15 protein-coding genes, 1 tRNA gene, 2 rRNA genes, 1 pseudogene and 1 riboswitch are annotated in these 20,998 nt (G+C 41.2%); of the genes and pseudogenes, 14 read left to right on the top strand and 5 right to left on the bottom strand.

Features of this window, described 5'->3' with window-relative positions:
* Positions 1-125: 125 nt before the first annotated feature.
* From MKX65_RS18830 to MKX65_RS18805, 6 genes are all read left to right on the top strand, one after another.
* Positions 126-1,133, top strand: a complete 1,008-nt coding sequence (locus MKX65_RS18830; RefSeq protein WP_340905013.1) for a LacI family DNA-binding transcriptional regulator — start codon at positions 126-128, stop codon at positions 1,131-1,133.
* A 409-nt stretch (positions 1,134-1,542) separates the two neighbouring features.
* Entirely contained in the window at positions 1,543-2,721 is a 1,179-nt protein-coding gene (locus MKX65_RS18825; protein ID WP_340905012.1) for a Gfo/Idh/MocA family protein, read from the top strand.
* Positions 2,718-3,689, top strand: coding sequence for a sugar phosphate isomerase/epimerase family protein (locus tag MKX65_RS18820; RefSeq protein ID WP_340905011.1), 972 nt, complete (start codon positions 2,718-2,720; stop codon positions 3,687-3,689). Before MKX65_RS18825 ends, MKX65_RS18820 begins: the two co-directional genes overlap by 4 nt.
* A gap of 74 nt (positions 3,690-3,763) precedes the next feature.
* Positions 3,764-5,044, top strand: a complete 1,281-nt coding sequence (locus MKX65_RS18815; protein ID WP_340905010.1) for an MFS transporter — start codon at positions 3,764-3,766, stop codon at positions 5,042-5,044.
* A 619-nt stretch (positions 5,045-5,663) separates the two neighbouring features.
* Positions 5,664-6,485, top strand: coding sequence for a sugar phosphate isomerase/epimerase family protein (locus MKX65_RS18810; protein ID WP_340905008.1), 822 nt, complete (start codon positions 5,664-5,666; stop codon positions 6,483-6,485).
* 84 nt (positions 6,486-6,569) lie between these two features.
* Complete coding sequence (locus MKX65_RS18805; RefSeq protein WP_340905005.1) at positions 6,570-7,757, top strand: Gfo/Idh/MocA family protein; 1,188 nt, start codon at positions 6,570-6,572, stop codon at positions 7,755-7,757.
* 484 nt (positions 7,758-8,241) lie between these two features.
* On the opposite strand, the gene MKX65_RS18800 is transcribed toward MKX65_RS18805, so the two are convergent.
* Both MKX65_RS18800 and MKX65_RS18795 read right to left on the bottom strand, forming a co-directional pair.
* Positions 8,242-8,541 carry a spore coat protein gene (locus tag MKX65_RS18800; protein ID WP_340905003.1) on the bottom strand — a complete coding sequence of 100 codons (300 nt, stop codon included), beginning with the start codon at positions 8,539-8,541 and terminating at the stop codon, positions 8,242-8,244.
* The gene (locus MKX65_RS18795; protein ID WP_340905002.1) at positions 8,534-8,746 is read right to left on the bottom strand and encodes a hypothetical protein; all 213 of its coding nucleotides are present in this window, start codon (positions 8,744-8,746) and stop codon (positions 8,534-8,536) included. The genes MKX65_RS18800 and MKX65_RS18795 overlap by 8 nt, the downstream gene beginning before the upstream one ends.
* A gap of 126 nt (positions 8,747-8,872) precedes the next feature.
* Between MKX65_RS18795 and MKX65_RS18790 the strand changes: the two genes are divergently transcribed.
* Genes MKX65_RS18790 through MKX65_RS18780 form a run of 3 tightly spaced genes read left to right on the top strand, consistent with a single transcriptional unit; the run spans position 8,873 to position 10,614 of the window.
* The gene (locus MKX65_RS18790) at positions 8,873-9,079 is read left to right on the top strand and encodes a spore coat protein (protein WP_340905000.1); all 207 of its coding nucleotides are present in this window, start codon (positions 8,873-8,875) and stop codon (positions 9,077-9,079) included.
* A gap of 19 nt (positions 9,080-9,098) precedes the next feature.
* Positions 9,099-9,461: a spore coat protein gene (locus MKX65_RS18785; RefSeq protein WP_340904999.1), complete on the top strand. Its 363-nt coding sequence runs from the start codon at positions 9,099-9,101 to the stop codon at positions 9,459-9,461.
* Positions 9,462-9,477: 16 nt separating this feature from the next.
* Entirely contained in the window at positions 9,478-10,614 is a 1,137-nt protein-coding gene (locus MKX65_RS18780) for a zinc-dependent alcohol dehydrogenase (protein ID WP_340904997.1), read from the top strand.
* Between the two features lie 244 nt (positions 10,615-10,858).
* On the opposite strand, the pseudogene MKX65_RS27135 reads toward MKX65_RS18780, so the two are convergent.
* Both MKX65_RS27135 and MKX65_RS18770 read right to left on the bottom strand, forming a co-directional pair.
* A pseudogene (locus tag MKX65_RS27135) lies at positions 10,859-11,059 on the bottom strand (transposase); the annotation flags it as partial.
* Between the two features lie 288 nt (positions 11,060-11,347).
* Positions 11,348-11,420: transfer RNA gene (locus MKX65_RS18770), tRNA-Ala, on the bottom strand.
* 265 nt (positions 11,421-11,685) lie between these two features.
* A riboswitch (TPP riboswitch) is annotated at positions 11,686-11,800 on the top strand.
* 142 nt (positions 11,801-11,942) lie between these two features.
* On the opposite strand from MKX65_RS18770, the gene thiC reads away from it, so the two are divergent.
* The 3 genes from thiC (at position 11,943) to MKX65_RS18755 (ending at position 15,635) form a co-directional block, all read left to right on the top strand.
* On the top strand, positions 11,943-13,727 hold the full coding sequence (thiC, locus tag MKX65_RS18765; protein WP_340904996.1) for a phosphomethylpyrimidine synthase ThiC: 1,785 nt from the start codon (positions 11,943-11,945) through the stop codon (positions 13,725-13,727).
* 224 nt (positions 13,728-13,951) lie between these two features.
* Positions 13,952-14,653, top strand: coding sequence for an MgtC/SapB family protein (locus MKX65_RS18760; RefSeq protein WP_160549927.1), 702 nt, complete (start codon positions 13,952-13,954; stop codon positions 14,651-14,653).
* A gap of 37 nt (positions 14,654-14,690) precedes the next feature.
* Positions 14,691-15,635, top strand: coding sequence for a DMT family transporter (locus MKX65_RS18755; protein ID WP_340904995.1), 945 nt, complete (start codon positions 14,691-14,693; stop codon positions 15,633-15,635).
* A 14-nt stretch (positions 15,636-15,649) separates the two neighbouring features.
* On the opposite strand, the gene MKX65_RS18750 is transcribed toward MKX65_RS18755, so the two are convergent.
* Positions 15,650-15,826, bottom strand: coding sequence for a hypothetical protein (locus MKX65_RS18750; protein ID WP_340904993.1), 177 nt, complete (start codon positions 15,824-15,826; stop codon positions 15,650-15,652).
* A 356-nt stretch (positions 15,827-16,182) separates the two neighbouring features.
* Here MKX65_RS18750 and MKX65_RS18745 point away from each other — a divergent pair.
* Together MKX65_RS18745 and MKX65_RS18740 are read left to right on the top strand one after the other, a co-directional pair.
* A 16S ribosomal RNA gene (locus MKX65_RS18745) occupies positions 16,183-17,735 on the top strand.
* Positions 17,736-17,937: 202 nt separating this feature from the next.
* Positions 17,938-20,871: ribosomal RNA gene (locus tag MKX65_RS18740) — 23S ribosomal RNA — on the top strand.
* The 16S and 23S rRNA genes sit together here, the layout of an rRNA operon.
* Positions 20,872-20,998: the final 127 nt, after the last annotated feature.

Raw genomic sequence — 20,998 nt, 5'->3', positions numbered from 1 at the left:
TAAATTAAATTAATTTAAGTGGAAAAACCGTACTATTTTGATGCTGATTTTGATAAAATGATTGAATCTCTTATTGTAATCGATTACAATAAATACTAAAGAAACACTGAAAGGGAAAGAAATGCATGGTGAGAATTGCGGATGTTGCAAGAATGGCAAATGTTTCAACAGCCACAGTATCCCGAGTGATAAGTAATGCAGGGACTGTAAAAAAAGAAACAGCTGAAAAGGTCTTAGAAGCAATAAAGAAACTAAATTACCAACCAAATATGCTGGCAAGACAATTGAGAAGATCTGAAACAAAAACTATTCTTGTTGTTGTTCCTGACATAACCAATACTTTTTTTTCTGCGGTGCTGCGGGGAATTGAATCGGTTGCAATAGAAAACGGATATCAGGTGCTTCTTGGAGATGCTCGAAACAATGTAGAAACTGAAACCAGTTACTTAACTATTTTAGGTCAGAAAAAAGCAGATGGTTTGATCTTATTAACAGCAAGGACAGATCAAAAGATATTAGAAGAATTATCGCAGGATTACCCTGTGGTATTGGCATGTGAATACTATGAGGGCACCGTGCTGCCTACGGTTTCAATTGATAATGTTAGCAGTGCAAGAAAAGCAACAGAATATTTAATTAGCTTAAAACACAATAGAATTGGGCATATCTCTGGACCCTTAAATGTTGTCGTTGGCCGGGACCGATGTAAAGGATTTCATCAAGCGATGTCAAAACATGGCCTATTAGTAGATCCAAGTTTGGTACAGGAAGGCGAATTCTCTTTTGAAAGTGGATTTAATTTAATGATGAAATTTTTGTCACTAGAAGAACCTCCAACAGCCATTTTTGCTGGAAATGATGAAATGGCAATGGGGGCAATAAAAGCTGCTAAATCTAAAGGCTTTAGAGTTCCAGAAGATTTATCTGTTGTTGGCTTTGATGATATTAAATTTGCATCGATTTTTGAACCTGCCCTTACAACGATTGCTCAGCCAACGTTCGATATGGGCCAGAAAGCGATGCATCTACTGCTAAGATTAATTAATAATGAAGAATTAGAAAAAGATCAATTTATTCTTCCTGATAATCTAATTGTGCGTGAATCATGCAAAGAACTTACCATAGATGGGTAGTTCTTTGATTTTTGTTAGAAGCAATAAATAAAATTTAATGAAAAGCAAAAGGGGAGTAATTCTTGAAAAGGGATCACTCCTTTTTAATCGTTGTTATTGTAGTATGGGAAACGAATTTAAATCATTCCAAAATAGATTCTTTCAAAATAGAATCAAAGAAGTTTTAAAAAAATATTGAAGTCTATTCTGTAATCGATTACAATAAGGGTGTCGAAAAAAGAGTTAAAAATCAATAAATAAGAGTAATTTTTTCGGCATAAATGTAATGGATTACATTTAATTAATATATTAGTTAATAAACTTTTCAGTTGTTTAATGGTTTTAATAATAAAAATACTATTTTTTTACTCAAGTATGTAATCGATTACAGTGATTTTAAATATATTTCGATTTTGGAGGATGAAGTAAAATGAAAAAAATAAATGTAGGAATCATAGGGACAGGTTTTATTGGCCCGACACATATTGAAGCAATCAGAAGACTTGGATTCGTGGAAGTCGTTGGATTAGCTGAAACTAGTCAAGAACAAGCCGATAGAAAGGCTGCTGAACTTGGAATTCCCAAAGCCTACGGCAACTACCGCGAAATGCTGCAGGATCCTGAAATTCAGGTTATTCACAATTGCACACCAAACCATCTTCATTTTGCGATTAATAAAGAGATCATTTTAGCAGGTAAGCATGTAGTATCAGAAAAACCACTGGCGATGAACAGCAAGGAATCAGCAGAATTGTTGGCTTTAGCTCAAAAACAAGGTGTGGTACATGGTGTGAACTTTAATTACAGACAGCATGCAAGTGTACAAAATCTAAGAGTGAAAATCGCTAATGGTGACTTTGGGAAAGTGAACTTGGTACACGGAAGCTACTTGCAGGACTGGTTACTATATGAGACCGATTATAACTGGCGTTTAGCACCGGAAGTGGGAGGCAAATCAAGGGCTGTCGCAGATATCGGTTCTCATTGGTGCGACACCGTTCAATTTGTTACTGGAAAAAAGATAGTTGAAGTATTTGCCGATTTAGCAACTGTTATTCCGGTAAGAAAGAAACCAAAAGCAAATGTCGCTACTTTCGGTGCGCAAAGCACTGAAGTAACAGAGTATGAGGATGTTCCAATCAATACAGAAGACTATGCATCCGTTCTTGTTCGTTTTGAGGACAGCTCACGAGGAGTATTTACCGTTTCACAAGTAAGTGCCGGACGAAAAAATCGACTAAGTTTTGAAATCAATGGAAGCAAAAGCTCTGCTTTCTGGAATCAAGAAGAGCCTGAAAAATTATGGATGGGACACAGGGATAAGCCAAATGAGATGCTTCTTGCTGATCCAGCCCTGTTTTCACCGGAAGCTAAACATGCGATTCATCATCCAGGTGGGCACAATGAAGGCTGGCCGGATGCATTAAAAAATATGATGTTTAATTATTATACATTCATTCGTGAAGGCAAAGATCCTTTGAAGGATAAACCTAATTTCGCAACATTTGAAGACGGACATATTTCAATGGCCATTACGGACGCTATTCTAGAAAGCCATGAGCAGCAAAAATGGGTGAAAGTTCAGACGAATCAGGAGGTACTAGTATGAAGCTAGGTGTATTTACTGTACTGTATCAAAATCTTCCTTTCGAGGTAATGCTCGATAAATTGTCAGAAATGAGAGTTGAAGCCGTCGAGTTAGGGACAGGTAATTTTCCTGGGAACAGCCATTGTAATCCGGACGTTCTACTAGATAACCCTGAAAAAATCAAATCGTTCCAACGGTCCATTGAAAGCAGGGGATTAACCATCAGCGCTCTAAGTTGCCATGGGAACCCCCTACATCCTGATGTAAAGATTGCAAGAGAGGCCCATAACGTTTGGAGAAAAACGGTGATGCTGGCCGAGCAGTTGGAGGTACCAGTAATTAATGGATTTTCTGGCTGTCCGGGAGATCATCTAGGTGCTAAGCATCCAAACTGGGTGACCTGTTCCTGGCCGCCTGAATATGCGGAAGTCCTTGATTGGCAGTGGAATGAAGTTGTGATTCCGTATTGGAAAGAAGAGGCTAAATTCGCAGAGCATCATGGAATCAATCAAATTGCATTTGAAATGCATCCGGGCTTTGTTGTTTATAACCCGGAAACATTACTAAAACTAAGAGAGCATGTAGGATCAAGTATCGGCGCCAACTTCGATCCAAGTCACCTTGTTTGGCAGGGAATTGATCCGGTTGAAGCGATTAAAAAACTAGGTCGGGAAAATGCCATCTTCCATTTCCATGCTAAAGATACCTACTTAGATCAATCGAATATCAAGGTGAATGGTGTATTAGATACGAAACACTACAGTAAAGTTTTGGATCGTTCTTGGACATTCCGCTCGGTTGGGTATGGTCATAATGAAAAAGTTTGGAAGGATATTGTAAGCGCTCTGCGTGCTGTGGGATACGATTATGTTCTCTCTATTGAACACGAAGATATGCTTGCATCTATCGATGAAGGCTTAATGAAAGCGATCACGCTGTTGAAGGGAACCTTGTTTAAAGAGCAATTAACGGAAATGTGGTGGGCTTAATCTCGAAAATATGATTAGGAGGGGACTCCTCCTAATCGCCCAATAATAAAAAAATATAAATAGAGGTGTTAAAAATGAAAGCGGTTGTAGGTGGGGAACGTACTCTCGGCGGCCTCCCTATGGGAGTGGTTTGGGGATTTGTTGCAATATTAATTTTTATGGCTGGTGACGGTCTTGAACACGCATGGTTGTCTCCATATCTTATTGAAAAGGGTTTGACTGTTCAACAAATTGCTACTATTTTTGCAGTCTATGGAGCGGTGTTGGCGATCGCATCTTACTTTTCTGGTGTACTCACCGAAATGTGGGGACCAAGGAAAGTAATGATTATTGGATTGGTCACTTGGTTAATTGGTCAGGTTCTATTTATTGAATACGGTTTAAAGCTAAACAGTTACGCTATTATGTTACCAACTTATGGTATTCGCGGCTTGGGTTATCCTTTATTTTGCTATTCTTTCTTAGTATGGGTCACTTATCGCAGTCCAGATCGCATTTTGGCTACAGCTGTTGGTTTGTTTTGGGCAGCTTGGAGTGGTGGTCTCTATGTAGTGGGCAGTTATTTCCCAGCCTACATGCTTCCAAAGATCGGATATATCGGGTTGATGTGGAGTGCAATCGCTTGGGTATTAGTTGGTGGTATTATTGGCATTATCGTGGTAAAAGACGAAGGAATAAAAAAACAAGCAAGAGATCCAAAGGAAAAATTAAAAAGCTTAATGAGTGGATTTACGATTTGTATCGAACAACCAAAAGTTGCGATAGGCGGCGTTGTACGGATTATTAATTCGACAGGTATCGGTGCACTGCCTATCTTTTTCCCAATGTATTTGTCAAGTAAATATGGATTCACCACTGAACAGTTTCTGCAAATGTGGGGAACCATGTGGTTTGCAAACATCATATTTAACCTAATCATTCCTTACATTAGTGATAAATGGTTAGGCTGGCGCAAAACAATTCAATGGCTTGGCAGCTTCGGCATGGGTGTCATGTTTCTGGTTATGCTTTACATCCCGCAAGTTTTTGGCAGTAGTTTCTTGGTCTTGAATATTGTTGGTATTATCATGGGAATTGTTCTTTGTGGTTTCGTCCCACTTTCAGCTTTGGTAGCGGCGCTGGCACCTGAGAAAAAAGGATCTGCGATGGCGATTGTAAGCTTTGGTGCAGGGATGTCCTACTTTATCGCACCGGCAATCGTTGGGTTATTTATCGGAATTATCGGTGCAGAAGGGGTTATGTGGATATTTGCAGGAACGTATTTCCTTGGTGCCTATTTAATGAAATTTATGAAGCTTCCTTCTGAAGAGGAACAAAATGAAAAAAGAATTCGATTAGAAAAACAGGCAGGTTAAATCATTTTGAATAAGGAACATGTTAAGGGGGGATAAACCGTGATTATCATTCATGCAAACATTAAAGTGAAATCCCAGTATCGCGAAGCATTTCTTGAAGAGGTCGGACTTAAATGGAATAAACCTTCGAGTGATGGTGGATCAGTTGCAAGCCTCTAAGATAAAAGTTTCTTTATACCCTGCTGAAGAAGGAAGAGAAACGACAATTGTGGTGGAATAAAGCAACCTAAAAAATGTTTGGTGAAGATTGTGTGACAATTGAAATATAGGGTTGCATTTTTGATTGTAATCGATTACAATTATTCGTGTAAGGGGTACAAAAATCTTTGTTCTTGTTAGATGATTGTTTGCTTTAAATAAAGCGAGAATAATTCATTGTTTCCTTTAGAAGGCAGTTGCTAATCTGTATAGAAAAATGTAATGGATTACATTATTAAGTGATTAATAGTTTGGTATTAAATGCAAAAAAAATAGCCTGGTGTTATAATTGTTAGAAAAAAAGATAAGACATTTTCATCAAATAATGTAATCGATTACTATTCTCAGAGATGTACTTGCTTCGATTTATCTACTATGAAATATGGCATACTAAATTCCAACATATATGGAGGTAAATTGTATGAAATTAGGTTATCAAACAAATACATGGGGCGGCGTAGTTGGTCACCCAGCAGGTGTTACTTCTGTTAAAGATCTTTACTATCTTGCCAATGGTTCAACAGAAGAAGCATTAAAGGATATTGCTGCAACTGGATATGCTGGTTTTGAAATCTTCGATGGAAATTTGATGCAATACAAGTATAAAAAAGAACAATTCTTAAAATTAATGGCTGACCATTCTCTATCTTTGGTGGGTGTATATACGGGTGGGAATTTCATCTTCCCGGATATTTTAGAAGAAGAATTATTGAAAATTGAAAGTGTAGCAGCATTCGCTTCAGAAGTAGGTGCTGAACATCTTGTTGTCGGCGGTGGGGCTGTGCGAACAAACGGCATTCTTGAAAGCGATTATGAGGCGCTTGGTAATGCTTTAAATAAAGTAGTAGAAATCGCTGAAAAATATAATCTGATTGCTAGTTATCATCCGCATTTAGGAACGAACGTTCAGGCTCCAGAACAGTTAGATAAATTAATGCCATTAACAACGATTAATCTTTGCCCGGATACGGCGCACATTGAAGCTGGCGGAGGAGATCCAGTGGCGGTCATCCGAAAATATGTGGATCGTATTAAATATGTGCACTTTAAGGATTATGCAAATGGCGAGTTTTTACCATTAGGGGAAGGCCATCAAAAATTTGATGAAATGGTCAAAGCATTAGAAGAGGCAAACTATAAGGGCTGGATTACGGTAGAGTTGGACAGCTACCCTGATCCAAAACAAGGGGCTAAAATCAGCCGCGACTATTTAACTCAGTTTGAAAAAGTAAATCAAGCTTAATCGTAAATAATCATTTAGAAAAATTAGCCACAGGATGTAACGATTTCTGAAGAACTGATTTAATATACTAGGGAGGAACTTAAAATGAAAAAATTAAATGTAGGTATGATCGGCGGAGGCTTTATGGGGAAAGCGCATTCTCTTGCATATGCAGGAATGCCAATGTTTTTCTGGCCAGCACCAGCAATCCCTCACCGTCATACAGTAGTAGATGTTAACGAACAATTAGCAAAAGACGCAGCAGCAAGATTAGGATTTGACAATTATTCGACAGATTGGAGAGCTGTCGTTAACGATCCGGAAATTGATGTTATTGATATTGTTACTCCAAATAATACGCATGCTGAAATTGCAATTGCAGCAGCAAAAGCTGGTAAACATATTATCTGCGAAAAACCATTGGCATTAGGTGCTGAACAAGCGAAGGAAATGTTAGAAGCAGTAAAAGCAGCAGGTGTAAAACATGCAGTTGCATTCAACTACAGAAGAACACCGGCGGTTGCACTTGCGAAAAAATATATTGAGGAAGGAAGAATTGGAAAAGTTCTTAGCTTCCGTGGAACGTATTTACAAGACTGGTCTGCTGATCCCAATTCACCATTATCATGGCGCTTCCAAAAGAAAATCGCTGGTTCTGGTGCTCTAGGTGATATCGGAACACACGTAGTTGATTTTGCCCGTTACCTTGTTGGTGAAATTACAGATGTAAATGCGATGACAAGAACATGGATTCCAGAAAGACCGGTTCAATCTGGCGGTATTGATAAACTAGGTACAGTGAAAACGGGTGGAAATGATGTACCAAAAGCGGCAGTGGATGTAGACGATGAAGTGATTACCATGGTTAAGTTTGATAATGGTGCGATTGGTACAATTGAGGCAACACGTAATGCATGGGGGCGCAACAACTTCCTTACTTTTGAAATTCATGGTGAAAAAGGTTCTTTATACTTTAACTATGAGCGCCGCGACGAGCTTCAAGTTTGCTTCGCGGATGATCCAAGTGATGCGAAAGGCTTCAGAACGGTTTATACTGGGCCTGCCACTCCATACGGTGAAGGATTATGGCCAATCCCTGCTCTAGGAATTGGTTACGGAGAAACAAAGATCATTGAAACCTATGATTTATTTAAAGCAATCGCTGAAGATACTGAATTCTCACCAAACTTCCAAGATGGCTATCAGATCGAATTGATCGCAGATGCTATTCTTGAATCAGCTGAAAAGGGTCAATGGGTAAATCTTGAAAAAACAGCAGCGGCAGTAAAATAAATAGAAGCTTCTCAATTGAACTATACCCCGAATAACGGACACTATTATAAAGGTGCCCCTTATTCGGGGATTTTTTATGTTTTAAGAAAAAATCCTAAGGATGTTCAGTCAATGGAAAAACAAACATTTTACTGGGGAAGAATTCAAAAGGAGATAGCGATTGCCTATAAAAACGAGTTCCCCTAATCGAAATAGGGTATCTCGATATAAATCATTGTACCTACAACCAGAATATGGAGCTCTTTTTAGAAATATACAGTTTTGAAATACTCTCTCCAGTCGATGCTGTATTATGGCTAAAAGTAAGAAACCCAGAATTAATTTTATACATTGATTACGGTGTGAAGGGGTAACAAGTTACAGGCGGCTTCTCTTCTTCAACTCACGGGCAGGTTGAAGATTTACCTGTGTAATATATTGAAAGGAAAAATCAGCTGATTAATAGCAGCTGATTTTTTATTGCATAAAACATACGATAGTGCCCCTATTGATCTTTAAGATTTAAAGCGGTTTGTGCATCCTGCAGTCTCACATTTATTTGGTCCCCTAAATGATTAGGGTGATAATACCCATTGGCAGTCATAAAATCCGTTATCTTGGCATGTGTATCCACTGCATTTCTTAATTGCTCGCGAAGAGCTGATTTCAGTTCAGGTGTAGCTGTTTCCGTAATAGCAAATGCGAGATTTCTGACGGCAGATTTAGATGAAATCAGAAAATCAGAGGCGATTGCCTGTTCTGTTAATCCTCCCATTCCAGCCATATTTTGCAGAACATTAGTCATTGTGAGTCTCCTCCCGGTTTGTAATAAAGGTCTGAAGTTGCTTAAGACTTTGACTTCCTGATTCTAAATCACCAGAAAGGATCGTTTTAAGATCTCCATCAGGAAGCAATTTGCTCATAGTTATAGCTTTAGTTAAACATACTGTTTTAAATGCAATTAACTCGAGTGTCTCCAGTGTTTCATGAAGTCCTAAATATTTTGTCATAGTATCTCTCCAATCTTTAAAAACTTCTCTTATCTTGCTTCAAACACGAGATTCACATTACGCCAAAAATATTCCATTGAATAATATTCGCATTTTAAAGGGATTTTAATTTCAGGAGGTGAAGTCATGGAAAAGGAAATCTTGGCTTATCATGAAACAATGGAAACACATGAGATATTAAATCTGAAGACTGTAAGCTTATTGAAATCAAAGCTTATGCAGGGCCTTTGTTTCGATAATGATTTAAAAGCACTGATGGAAAAAGAGGTTCAACAGTCAATCGCAGCGATAAATGAACTTAAAGAATTTTATAAAGGTGCAAGAACTAATTAAATAGAATGAGGTGAAAAAAATGGAAATGGATTATTTGGATCCCCAAGGGGCTGAACATATGCCAGAGATGGCAGATTCAGGCATTGCATTGGAGTTTCTTCTTTCGGTGAAAACGGGCATTCATACATATGCCATTGCGTTAACTGAAACATCGAGCGTGGAGTTAAGAGAGGCATTATACAGGCAAATGGAACTATCTATTGATTTACACACCGAGATATCTGAATTGATGATAAGCAAGGGTTGGTTATATCCGAACGACGTTGGCAAGCAAGTTGAGTTGGATCTTAAATCTGCCGAAAATGCTTTAATGATTGCCGGAATGAACTTATTCCCGAATGATACGGATAGACTTGGAATGTTCGCAACGCCTAATAAATAAGGGAGGTTAGAGAAAAATGAAAGCTGTCACGTACCAGGGGAGTAAAAATGTCCAGGTTAAAGAAGTAAAAGACCCAAAAATTAAAAATGGTGATGATATCATTGTAAAAATAACAACTTCTGCTATATGCGGATCCGATTTGCATTTGATTCATCAAATGATTCCCAATATGCCCACTGATTACGTAATAGGCCATGAACCGATGGGGGTAGTCGAAGAAGTAGGACCGGAAGTAACAAAATTGAAAAAAGGGGATCGGGTAATTATTCCCTTTAATGTAAGCTGCGGGCATTGCTGGTACTGTAACCATGATATAACCAGCCAATGTGATAATTCAAACCCTCATGGTGAAATGGGTGGTTTCTTTGGATATTCAGAAACAACCGGTGGATTTGCTGGCGGACAAGCTGAATATATGCGTGTTCCATATGGAAACTTTACTCCGTTTAAAATACCGGAAAACTGCGAAGTAGAAGATGAAAAGTTAGTGTTACTTGCAGATGCAGCCTCAACAGCTTATTGGAGTGTAGACCACTCTGGTGTCAAAGCTGGTGATACTGTTATCGTTTTAGGATGTGGTCCAGTAGGTCTCCTTGCTCAAAAATTTGCTTGGTTTAAAGGTGCTGAGCGTGTTATTGCGGTCGATTACCTCCAATACCGGCTTGATCATGCGAAACGGACCAATAAAGTAGAGACTGTAAATTTTGAAGAACATGAAAACGTTGGCGAATATTTAAGAGAGATAACACAAGGTGGAGCAGATATCGTTATTGATTGTTCAGGTATGAGCGGCAAGATGACGCCTCTTGAATATCTTGCATCCGGAATGAAACTTCATGGCGGTGCAATGGGTGGGCTTGTCATTGCATCACAGGCTGTGCGAAAAGCTGGGACCATCCAAATTACTGGTGTTTATGGGGGACGTTATAATGGTTTCCCGTTAGGAGACATTTTCCAAAGAAATGTTGACATTAAAACAGGTCAGGCCCCCGTTATTCCTTATATGCCTTTTCTTTACAATCTTATATCTGAAGGAAAGGTTGATATTGGTGATGTAATTACACATGTACTCCCATTAGACCAGGCAAAGCATGGATACGAAGTTTTTGACACAAGGACCGATAATTGTATAAAAGTCATTTTAAAACCTTAAATTGATAAATCCAAGATAAAAGATTACCTTTATTTCAAAAATAAATTTGCAGAAGAATAAAACAATCATTTAAGGCGGTGATCATCCATCGTCTTTTTTGATGAATCAATAATTCTTCTAACGTATAGAGCTTGCTTATGTATCCTATTGGATTCCTGATCCCTCACCTCCCGGAAGTAATGCTTTACGCTAAAGACACTTTTGATATAGTGGTTGAAAAGCAATGGCTTGAACAATCTCCTCTAGTTACAAACATCTTACGACAATCGCATAAGGCACTCCTAACATCCATAAACAATGCATGTCTTAGTCTGCTCAAACCACTTTTGGTAATTCAATTTAAAGTACCTTTGAATGTACCAGATTCAAAGACACTTGGGTCAATACTTACAAAGGCCACCAGTTTCTTAGAGTGATTAAACCGATCAATTTCCTTGTTTTCAGATTTAGAATTTCAAGCTCAGGCCATGATGTTTTGCAAAAAATTCTGCCTCTTTAATTCTCCCATCTATGAAATACTGAATAGTTTCTCTTCCAGTTCTTGGCTTTTCATTAATATCACCAGATAAGTTTACTTTCATAAAAAAGGATAATTTCTTAAAGCTAAAGATAGGACCCAATAGAAACACGTAAGTTAACTAAAGTGTTTCTATTGTGCACATTTAGGTAAATTTTTTAACTTAAATATTCCAAGAAATAATAAAAACCCTTGCTACGCAAGGGTTTTTATATATGGAGCATAGGGGGCTCGAACCCCTGACCTCTACGCTGCCAGCGTAGCGCTCTCCCAGCTGAGCTAATGCCCCGAATATCTGAAGCGATATAAAAATATTATACTACATCATTGTATTTTTACAATACCTGAAAACGCATTTTTTTGCCTAAGCTAAATATTGTAGGAGGCATGTAATATCAGGGCTTCATAGGGCAGTTATGAATAACTCGTAACCTTTATACGATAACTTCCGAATCTTTCATAAAGTGGTTCTGAATTGTGGTCTTTTATAACTATTCAGGAAAATTTACCCTTCCATTTCCTATGGTTTCATGTATAATAAATGTGAATTGAATAGCAATAACTAGGGGAGTCCAATAGTTTGGGCTGAGAGAGAGACACGTTTAAGTTTCTTGACCCTTTGGACCTGATCTGGATCATACCAGCGTGGGGAAGTTAATAACAATCTATTAATTTAGATTACACTTCTACATATTAAGCCGGGTCCGTCTGTTTTTGGACCCGGCTTTTTTATTGTGTATTTCTTACTTCGATCCCCCGTTTTTTCTAGATCTCGTCCTTTTATTACATTATATAAAAGGAGAGATTTACTATGGCATCAACCTCATTAAACGAAAAAAGCATTTCGATCATGTCAAGTTTTTCAGGAAGTAAAAAGGTATATGTAGAAGGTTCGAGACCTGATATTCAAGTGCCTATGCGAGAGATTGCACTTAGTCCCACATCTGGAACTTTTGGTGAAGAGGAAAATCTACCTGTTCGTGTGTATGATTCAAGTGGTCCATACACCGATAGTCAATTTACAGTTGATATAACCAAAGGCCTACCTAATCTAAGACATAACTGGATACGAGAAAGAGAAGATGTAGAAGAATATGAAGGAAGAGAAATAAAGCCGGAAGACAATGGATTTAAAGATGATCATGACCCAAGAGCGAATCATAAAGTCTTTCCGGGGCTCAACCGAAAACCGTTGCGAGCGAAAAAAGGTCAGAATGTAACTCAGCTTCACTATGCAAAAAAGGGAATCATTACTCCTGAAATGGAGTTTATCGCCATTAGAGAAAATATGAAACCAGAGTTTGTTCGTGAGGAAGTGGCAAAAGGAAGAGCTATTATTCCATCGAATATCAATCATCCAGAGATGGAACCAATGATCATCGGACGCAATTTTCACGTGAAGATTAATGCGAACATCGGAAACTCAGCTGTTTCCTCTTCGATTGAGGAAGAAGTGGAAAAAATGACATGGGCTACACGCTGGGGCGCAGATACGATTATGGATTTATCAACAGGGAAAAATATTCACACTACAAGAGAATGGATCATCCGTAATTCTGCCGTTCCAGTAGGTACGGTTCCTATTTATCAAGCACTTGAAAAAGTAAATGGTATTGCAGAGGATTTAACTTGGGAAGTTTATCGTGACACATTAATTGAGCAAGCGGAGCAAGGAGTCGATTATTTCACCATTCATGCCGGGGTTCTTTTAAGGTACGTGCCTCTAACGGCGAAGCGATTAACGGGCATTGTTTCAAGAGGTGGATCGATCATGGCTCAGTGGTGCTTGTATCATCACCAGGAAAATTTCCTTTATACTCATTTCGAGGAAATCTGTGAGATTATGAAGGCATATGATGTTGCGTTCTCCCTTGGGGACGGTTTGCGTCCTGGTTCTATTGCAGATGCAAATGATGAGGCACAGTTTGCAGAACTAGAGACATTAGGAGAACTAACTCAGATTGCATGGGAACATGATGTTCAGGTAATGGTGGAGGGGCCAGGGCATGTACCGATGCATCTGATAAAAGAAAATATGGATAAACAATTAGAGGTTTGTAAGGAAGCGCCTTTTTATACATTAGGGCCTTTAACGACTGATATCGCTCCTGGGTATGACCATATCACATCGGCCATTGGTGCTGCGATGATCGGTTGGTATGGTACGGCCATGCTTTGTTATGTTACACCAAAGGAACATTTAGGCTTACCTAATAGAGATGATGTTAGGGAAGGGGTAATCACGTATAAGATTGCGGCGCATGCGGCTGATTTAGCTAAAGGACATCCAGGGGCACAAAAGAGAGATGATGCTCTATCCAAAGCAAGATTCGAATTCCGCTGGAGAGATCAGTTTAATCTATCTTTAGATCCAGAACGAGCGTTGGAGTATCATGATGAAACCTTACCTGCAGAGGGAGCTAAAACAGCCCATTTTTGTTCCATGTGTGGACCGAAGTTTTGCAGCATGAGGATTTCGCACGATATTCGTAATTACGCAAAAGAAAATAAACTTGACACGAATGAAGCAATGGTGAAGGGTATGAAAGAAAAAGCTGAAGAGTTTAAACAGACAGGTGGAAGTATCTATCAATAATATATGCAAATAAATAATATAGAAGGAAGTCGTTCCAATAGACTTCCTTCTATTATTTTGTATATTAAATTTATTTGTATGGAAATTCGTTTTTTGTGTGTTATATTTCATATAATATATTGACGTGAATGAATGGAGCTTGGATGGAATACGTATATATGATATACGCATCGTTTCCTTTTCTTTTACCAAAAATATATCTACATAATAAAGGGGGATAATAAATGAAAGAACTATTTATAGAATTTACACGTTACGATGTTCTTTTTAAATTATCTTTTGCGGCAGTTGCTGGGATTGTCATCGGGTTAGAACGAGAACTAAAAGGGAAGCCATTAGGATTGAAAACTTGTCTAATTATTTCAGTAATGGCTTGCTTGTTAACAACGGTATCATATGAATCCGCCTTTTTATATGCTAAAGAGTATTCAAGGCCAATGGATCCAGGTAGAATTCCCTCATATATCATTAGTGGTATCGGGTTTTTAGGAGCAGGGGTAATAATGAGGAGAGGTAATGAAGCCATATCAGGTCTTACAACCGCGTCATTGGTACTTGCATCTGCTGGGATTGGAATTACGATTGGTGCTGGTTTTTACATAGAGGCTCTTGCTGGCATATCATTCTTAATTTTCGGTATTAAAGTCATTCCATTTTTATTTGATAAGATGGGGCCGAAAAAGTTAAAAGAGAAAGAAATTAAAGTAAAATTATTTTTAGAGAAATCAACTAACTTAACAGAAATGATTAAAGAAATAAAAGGTAGAAAGTTAGGGGTAAAACACTTAAAGGTCAAAGAAGAGACAGATGATATTTTGATTAGTTGCTTAGTCACAACCTATAAAGGTATTTACACAACCGATATTTACTACGAGTTGAAATCAATTAATGGTGTCAACCAAGTTGAGGTCGAAAGTGTTGAGTAAATGGTGGTACCTTTGAGGAATTAATAAGGAGAAATAAATGAATCGTACAATTGCAAATCCGTATTTTGCATTAATCGTTGGTGTGATTGCCGTATCGGCTTCAGCCATTTTCGTAAAGTTTTCTGATGCTCCTTCGGGGGTAATTGCTTTCTACCGACTACTTTTCTCTGTTTTGTTTATGCTGCCGGTCTTTTTAATAAAGTATGTAAAGGAATTGGCGTTTATTTCGAAGAGGGATTGGTTATATGCTACTTTTGCGGGAGTGTTTCTAGCCTTTCATTTTATATTATGGTTTGAATCTTTAAACTACACATCTGTGGCAAGTTCTACAGTACTTGTCACTCTTCAGCCGTTGTTTGCATTTGTGGGTACTTTTTTGTTTTTTAAGGAGCGTTTTTCATTAAAAGCCATACTTTGTGCGGTAGCAGCGATTGTAGGGAGTGTCATTATTAGCTGGGGAGATTTTCGAGTAAGTGGAACAGCTTTATATGGGGATATTCTTGCATTACTGGCATGTGCACTTGTTACTGCGTATTTAATGTTTGGACAATCAGTAAGAAAGAGAATTTCTCTAGTTACCTATACGTTTGTTGTATATAGTATAAGCTCGATTGTTTTATTGTTTTATGTACTTATTGTTGGTGAATCTCTTTATCCATATCCGAAAAATGAATGGTGGAACTTTATTCTATTAGCTCTTATTCCTACCTTATTAGGGCACTCCTTATTTAACTGGGCAATCAAGTGGATTAGTACTTCAATCATCTCGATGGCAATCTTATTCGAACCGGTGGGAGCAACAATTCTTGCATATTATCTTTTATCAGAAAAAGTTTTATTTACTCAGATATTAGGGGGAAGCATTGTTATCGTGGGGATCTCCTTGTTTTTATTAGATGAGAGAAGTGGAAAACAGAAGAAAGCAAAAAAAAGATGCATTAAAAGACATCGTATAAAGTTAAAAGGAGAACCTTTGATATGAAGGTTCTCCTTTTTTTAGAGGGTGTAAGTAAATCCAGAAAAAATAAATGCTGAGACGAGTGTGAAGATAAATGTACCACCGTATACTTTACCTTCGCTATTTGCGATTCGAATTCCCTCCCAGTAAGCATAGTAAAATAAGAAGATGGCCATAACAAGTGAAAGGTATAAGGAGAATGATTCTAATAGCATATGTTGCTCCTTTCTATTATTTTATATCGTATATATATGCTAGTGAACCCAATCTATTACTCCTATTAAGAGATTCTACTTTTAAAAGGAAAAACTTTTTTAAAATTATATTGAAATTGGATATTATTCGTGATATATTATTCCTTGTCCTCACGAGGAAGCAACGATTTGAAAAAATAAAAGTAAAAAAGTTGTTGACTCCAAAATGGGCGATGTGATATATTAAGGAAGTCGCTTTTGAGCGGTAACCTAACGAATTGTTCTTTGAAAACTAAACAAATCATACGTCAACAAAAATGATTAGTGTTGAAAAATACACTAGCCAACGTTTTAACTTTAAGAGCTAATCTTACTCTTTATTGGAGAGTTTGATCCTGGCTCAGGACGAACGCTGGCGGCGTGCCTAATACATGCAAGTCGAGCGGATCTTTGGGAGCTTGCTCCCAAAGATTAGCGGCGGACGGGTGAGTAACACGTGGGCAACCTGCCTATGAGACTGGGATAACTCCGGGAAACCGGGGCTAATACCGGATAATTCTTTTCTACACATGTAGAAAAGCTGAAAGATGGTTTCGGCTATCACTCATAGATGGGCCCGCGGCGCATTAGCTAGTTGGTGAGGTAACGGCTCACCAAGGCGACGATGCGTAGCCGACCTGAGAGGGTGATCGGCCACACTGGGACTGAGACACGGCCCAGACTCCTACGGGAGGCAGCAGTAGGGAATCTTCCGCAATGGACGAAAGTCTGACGGAGCAACGCCGCGTGAGTGATGAAGGTTTTCGGATCGTAAAACTCTGTTGTTAGGGAAGAACAAGTACCGGAGTAACTGCCGGTACCTTGACGGTACCTAACCAGAAAGCCACGGCTAACTACGTGCCAGCAGCCGCGGTAATACGTAGGTGGCAAGCGTTGTCCGGAATTATTGGGCGTAAAGCGCGCGCAGGTGGTCTCTTAAGTCTGATGTGAAAGCCCCCGGCTCAACCGGGGAGGGTCATTGGAAACTGGGAGACTTGAGTGCAGGAGAGAAGAGTGGAATTCCACGTGTAGCGGTGAAATGCGTAGAGATGTGGAGGAACACCAGTGGCGAAGGCGACTCTTTGGCCTGTAACTGACACTGAGGCGCGAAAGCGTGGGGAGCAAACAGGATTAGATACCCTGGTAGTCCACGCCGTAAACGATGAGTGCTAAGTGTTAGAGGGTTTCCGCCCTTTAGTGCTGCAGCAAACGCATTAAGCACTCCGCCTGGGGAGTACGGCCGCAAGGCTGAAACTCAAAGGAATTGACGGGGGCCCGCACAAGCGGTGGAGCATGTGGTTTAATTCGAAGCAACGCGAAGAACCTTACCAGGTCTTGACATCCTTTTGCCTTCCCTAGAGATAGGGCGTTCCCCTTCGGGGGACAAAAGTGACAGGTGGTGCATGGTTGTCGTCAGCTCGTGTCGTGAGATGTTGGGTTAAGTCCCGCAACGAGCGCAACCCTTGATCTTAGTTGCCAGCATTTAGTTGGGCACTCTAAGGTGACTGCCGGTGACAAACCGGAGGAAGGTGGGGATGACGTCAAATCATCATGCCCCTTATGACCTGGGCTACACACGTGCTACAATGGGTGGTACAAAGGGCAGCAAAGCGGCGACGCCAGAGCCAATCCCATAAAACCACTCTCAGTTCGGATTGTAGGCTGCAACTCGCCTACATGAAGCTGGAATCGCTAGTAATCGCGGATCAGCATGCCGCGGTGAATACGTTCCCGGGCCTTGTACACACCGCCCGTCACACCACGAGAGTTTGTAACACCCGAAGTCGGTGGGGTAACCGTAAGGAGCCAGCCGCCTAAGGTGGGACAGATGATTGGGGTGAAGTCGTAACAAGGTAGCCGTATCGGAAGGTGCGGCTGGATCACCTCCTTTCTAAGGAAAATTGAGGCTTATGACCTTCGGTCAAAGCTAACAACCGTTGATGATATGATTTGTTTAGTTTTGAGAGAGCAATCTCTCTATGATAATCGTTCTTTGAAAACTAGATAATGATAAATGAAGAAAACCAAGAAATACCGAGTAATCGCCATTTTAGTTTTCTCTCTATATTATATAGAGAAACTTTTTAACTGTAGGTTAAGTTAGAAAGGGCGCACGGTGGATGCCTTGGCACTAGGAGCCGATGAAGGACGGTACTAACACCGATATGCTTCGGGGAGCTGTAAGTAAGCTTTGATCCGGAGATTTCCGAATGGGGAAACCCTCTATCCGTAATGGGATAGAATCTTTACCTGAATACATAGGGTATTGAAGGCAGACCCGGGGAACTGAAACATCTAAGTACCCGGAGGAATAGAAAGCAAACGCGATTCCCTGAGTAGCGGCGAGCGAAACGGGATTAGCCCAAACCAAGAGGCTTGCCTCTTGGGGTTGTAGGACACTCTATACGGAGTTACAAAGGAATGAAGTAGACGAATCGATCTGGAAAGGTCAGTCATAGAAGGTAACAACCCTGTAGTTGAAACTTCGTTCCCTCTTGAGTGGATCCTGAGTACGGCGGAACACGTGAAATTCCGTCGGAAGCAGGGAGGACCATCTCCCAAGGCTAAATACTACCTAGTGACCGATAGTGAACCAGTACCGTGAGGGAAAGGTGAAAAGCACCCCGGAAGGGGAGTGAAAGAGATCCTGAAACCGTGTGCCTACAAGTAGTTAGAGCTCGTTAACGAGTGATAGCGTGCCTTTTGTAGAATGAACCGGCGAGTTACGATTACATGCGAGGTTAAGTTGATAAGACGGAGCCGTAGCGAAAGCGAGTCTGAATAGGGCGCTTTAGTATGTGGTCGTAGACCCGAAACCAGGTGATCTACCCATGTCCAGGGTGAAGTCCAGGTAACACTGGATGGAGGCCCGAACCCACGCACGTTGAAAAGTGCGGGGATGAGGTGTGGGTAGCGGAGAAATTCCAATCGAACTTGGAGATAGCTGGTTCTCTCCGAAATAGCTTTAGGGCTAGCCTCATGTAGTAAGAGTCTTGGAGGTAGAGCACTGTTTGGACTAGGGGCCCTCATCGGGTTACCGAATTCAGACAAACTCCGAATGCCAAAGACTTATCCATGGGAGTCAGACTGCGAGTGATAAGATCCGTAGTCGAAAGGGAAACAGCCCAGACCACCAGCTAAGGTCCCAAAGTATACGTTAAGTGGCAAAGGATGTGGAGTTGCTTAGACAACCAGGATGTTGGCTTAGAAGCAGCCACCATTTAAAGAGTGCGTAATAGCTCACTGGTCGAGTGACTCCGCGCCGAAAATGTAACGGGGCTAAACGTATCACCGAAGCTGTGGATTGGCGTCACACGATGTCAGTGGTAGGAGAGCGTTCTAAGGGCGTTGAAGCTAGACCGGAAGGACTGGTGGAGCGCTTAGAAGTGAGAATGCCGGTATGAGTAGCGAAAGATGGGTGAGAATCCCATCCACCGAATGCCTAAGGTTTCCTGAGGAAGGCTCGTCCGCTCAGGGTTAGTCGGGACCTAAGCCGAGGCCGAAAGGCGTAGGCGATGGACAACAGGTTGATATTCCTGTACCACCAAATTACCGTTTGAGTGATGGGGGGACGCAGGAGGATAGGGTAAGCGCGCTGTTGGATATGCGCGTCCAAGCAGTTAGGCTGATCACGAGGCAAATCCCGTGATCAAAAGGCTGAGCTGTGATGGCGAGGGAAATATAGTACCGAAGTTCCTGATTCCACACTGCCAAGAAAAGCCTCTAGCGAGGTAACAGGTGCCCGTACCGCAAACCGACACAGGTAGGCGAGGAGAGAATCCTAAGGTGAGCGAGAGAACTCTCGTTAAGGAACTCGGCAAAATGACCCCGTAACTTCGGGAGAAGGGGTGCTCTTCAGGGTGAATAGCCCAGAAGAGCCGCAGTGAATAGGCCCAGGCGACTGTTTAGCAAAAACACAGGTCTCTGCGAAGCCGCAAGGCGAAGTATAGGGGCTGACGCCTGCCCGGTGCTGGAAGGTTAAGAGGAGGGGTTAGCGCAAGCGAAGCTCTGAATCGAAGCCCCAGTAAACGGCGGCCGTAACTATAACGGTCCTAAGGTAGCGAAATTCCTTGTCGGGTAAGTTCCGACCCGCACGAAAGGCGTAACGATCTGGGCACTGTCTCAACGAGAGACTCGGTGAAATTATAGTACCTGTGAAGATGCAGGTTACCCGCGACAGGACGGAAAGACCCCGTGGAGCTTTACTGTAGCCTGATATTGAATTTTGGTACAGCTTGTACAGGATAGGTAGGAGCCTGAGAAGCCGGAGCGCTAGCTTCGGTGGAGGCGTCGGTGGGATACTACTCTGGCTGTATTGAAATTCTAACCCTCACCCCTGATCGGGGTGGGAGACAGTGTCAGGTGGGCAGTTTGACTGGGGCGGTCGCCTCCTAAAAAGTAACGGAGGCGCCCAAAGGTTCCCTCAGAATGGTTGGAAATCATTCGTAGAGTGTAAAGGCACAAGGGAGCTTGACTGCGAGACCTACAAGTCGAGCAGGGACGAAAGTCGGGCTTAGTGATCCGGTGGTTCCGCATGGAAGGGCCATCGCTCAACGGATAAAAGCTACCCCGGGGATAACAGGCTTATCTCCCCCAAGAGTCCACATCGACGGGGAGGTTTGGCACCTCGATGTCGGCTCATCGCATCCTGGGGCTGTAGTCGGTCCCAAGGGTTGGGCTGTTCGCCCATTAAAGCGGTACGCGAGCTGGGTTCAGAACGTCGTGAGACAGTTCGGTCCCTATCCGTCGTGGGCGTAGGAAATTTGAGAGGAGCTGTCCTTAGTACGAGAGGACCGGGATGGACGCACCGCTGGTGTACCAGTTGTCTTGCCAAAGGCATCGCTGGGTAGCTATGTGCGGAAGGGATAAGTGCTGAAAGCATCTAAGCATGAAGCCCCCCTCAAGATGAGATTTCCCATAGCGCAAGCTAGTAAGATCCCTGAAAGATGATCAGGTTGATAGGTCAGAGGTGGAAGCGCGGCGACGTGTGGAGCTGACTGATACTAATCGATCGAGGACTTAACCAAGAAAAGCGGAAGCGCCTTGAACAGACGCGACAAGCATAAGACGAATCACGCAAGAAGGCCTGCCTTCTGGAGGGATTTGGCTTATGACCTCGAGCGGCTAGGCGCTGTAGCTGGACAATGATGAAAC

It is taken from the genome of Robertmurraya sp. FSL R5-0851 (genome assembly GCF_038002965.1).
Classification (GTDB): domain Bacteria; phylum Bacillota; class Bacilli; order Bacillales; family Cytobacillaceae; genus Robertmurraya_A; species Robertmurraya_A beringensis.
Note: the sequence above shows the minus strand (reverse complement) of the source record. Positions and strands in the feature narration are given on the sequence as shown.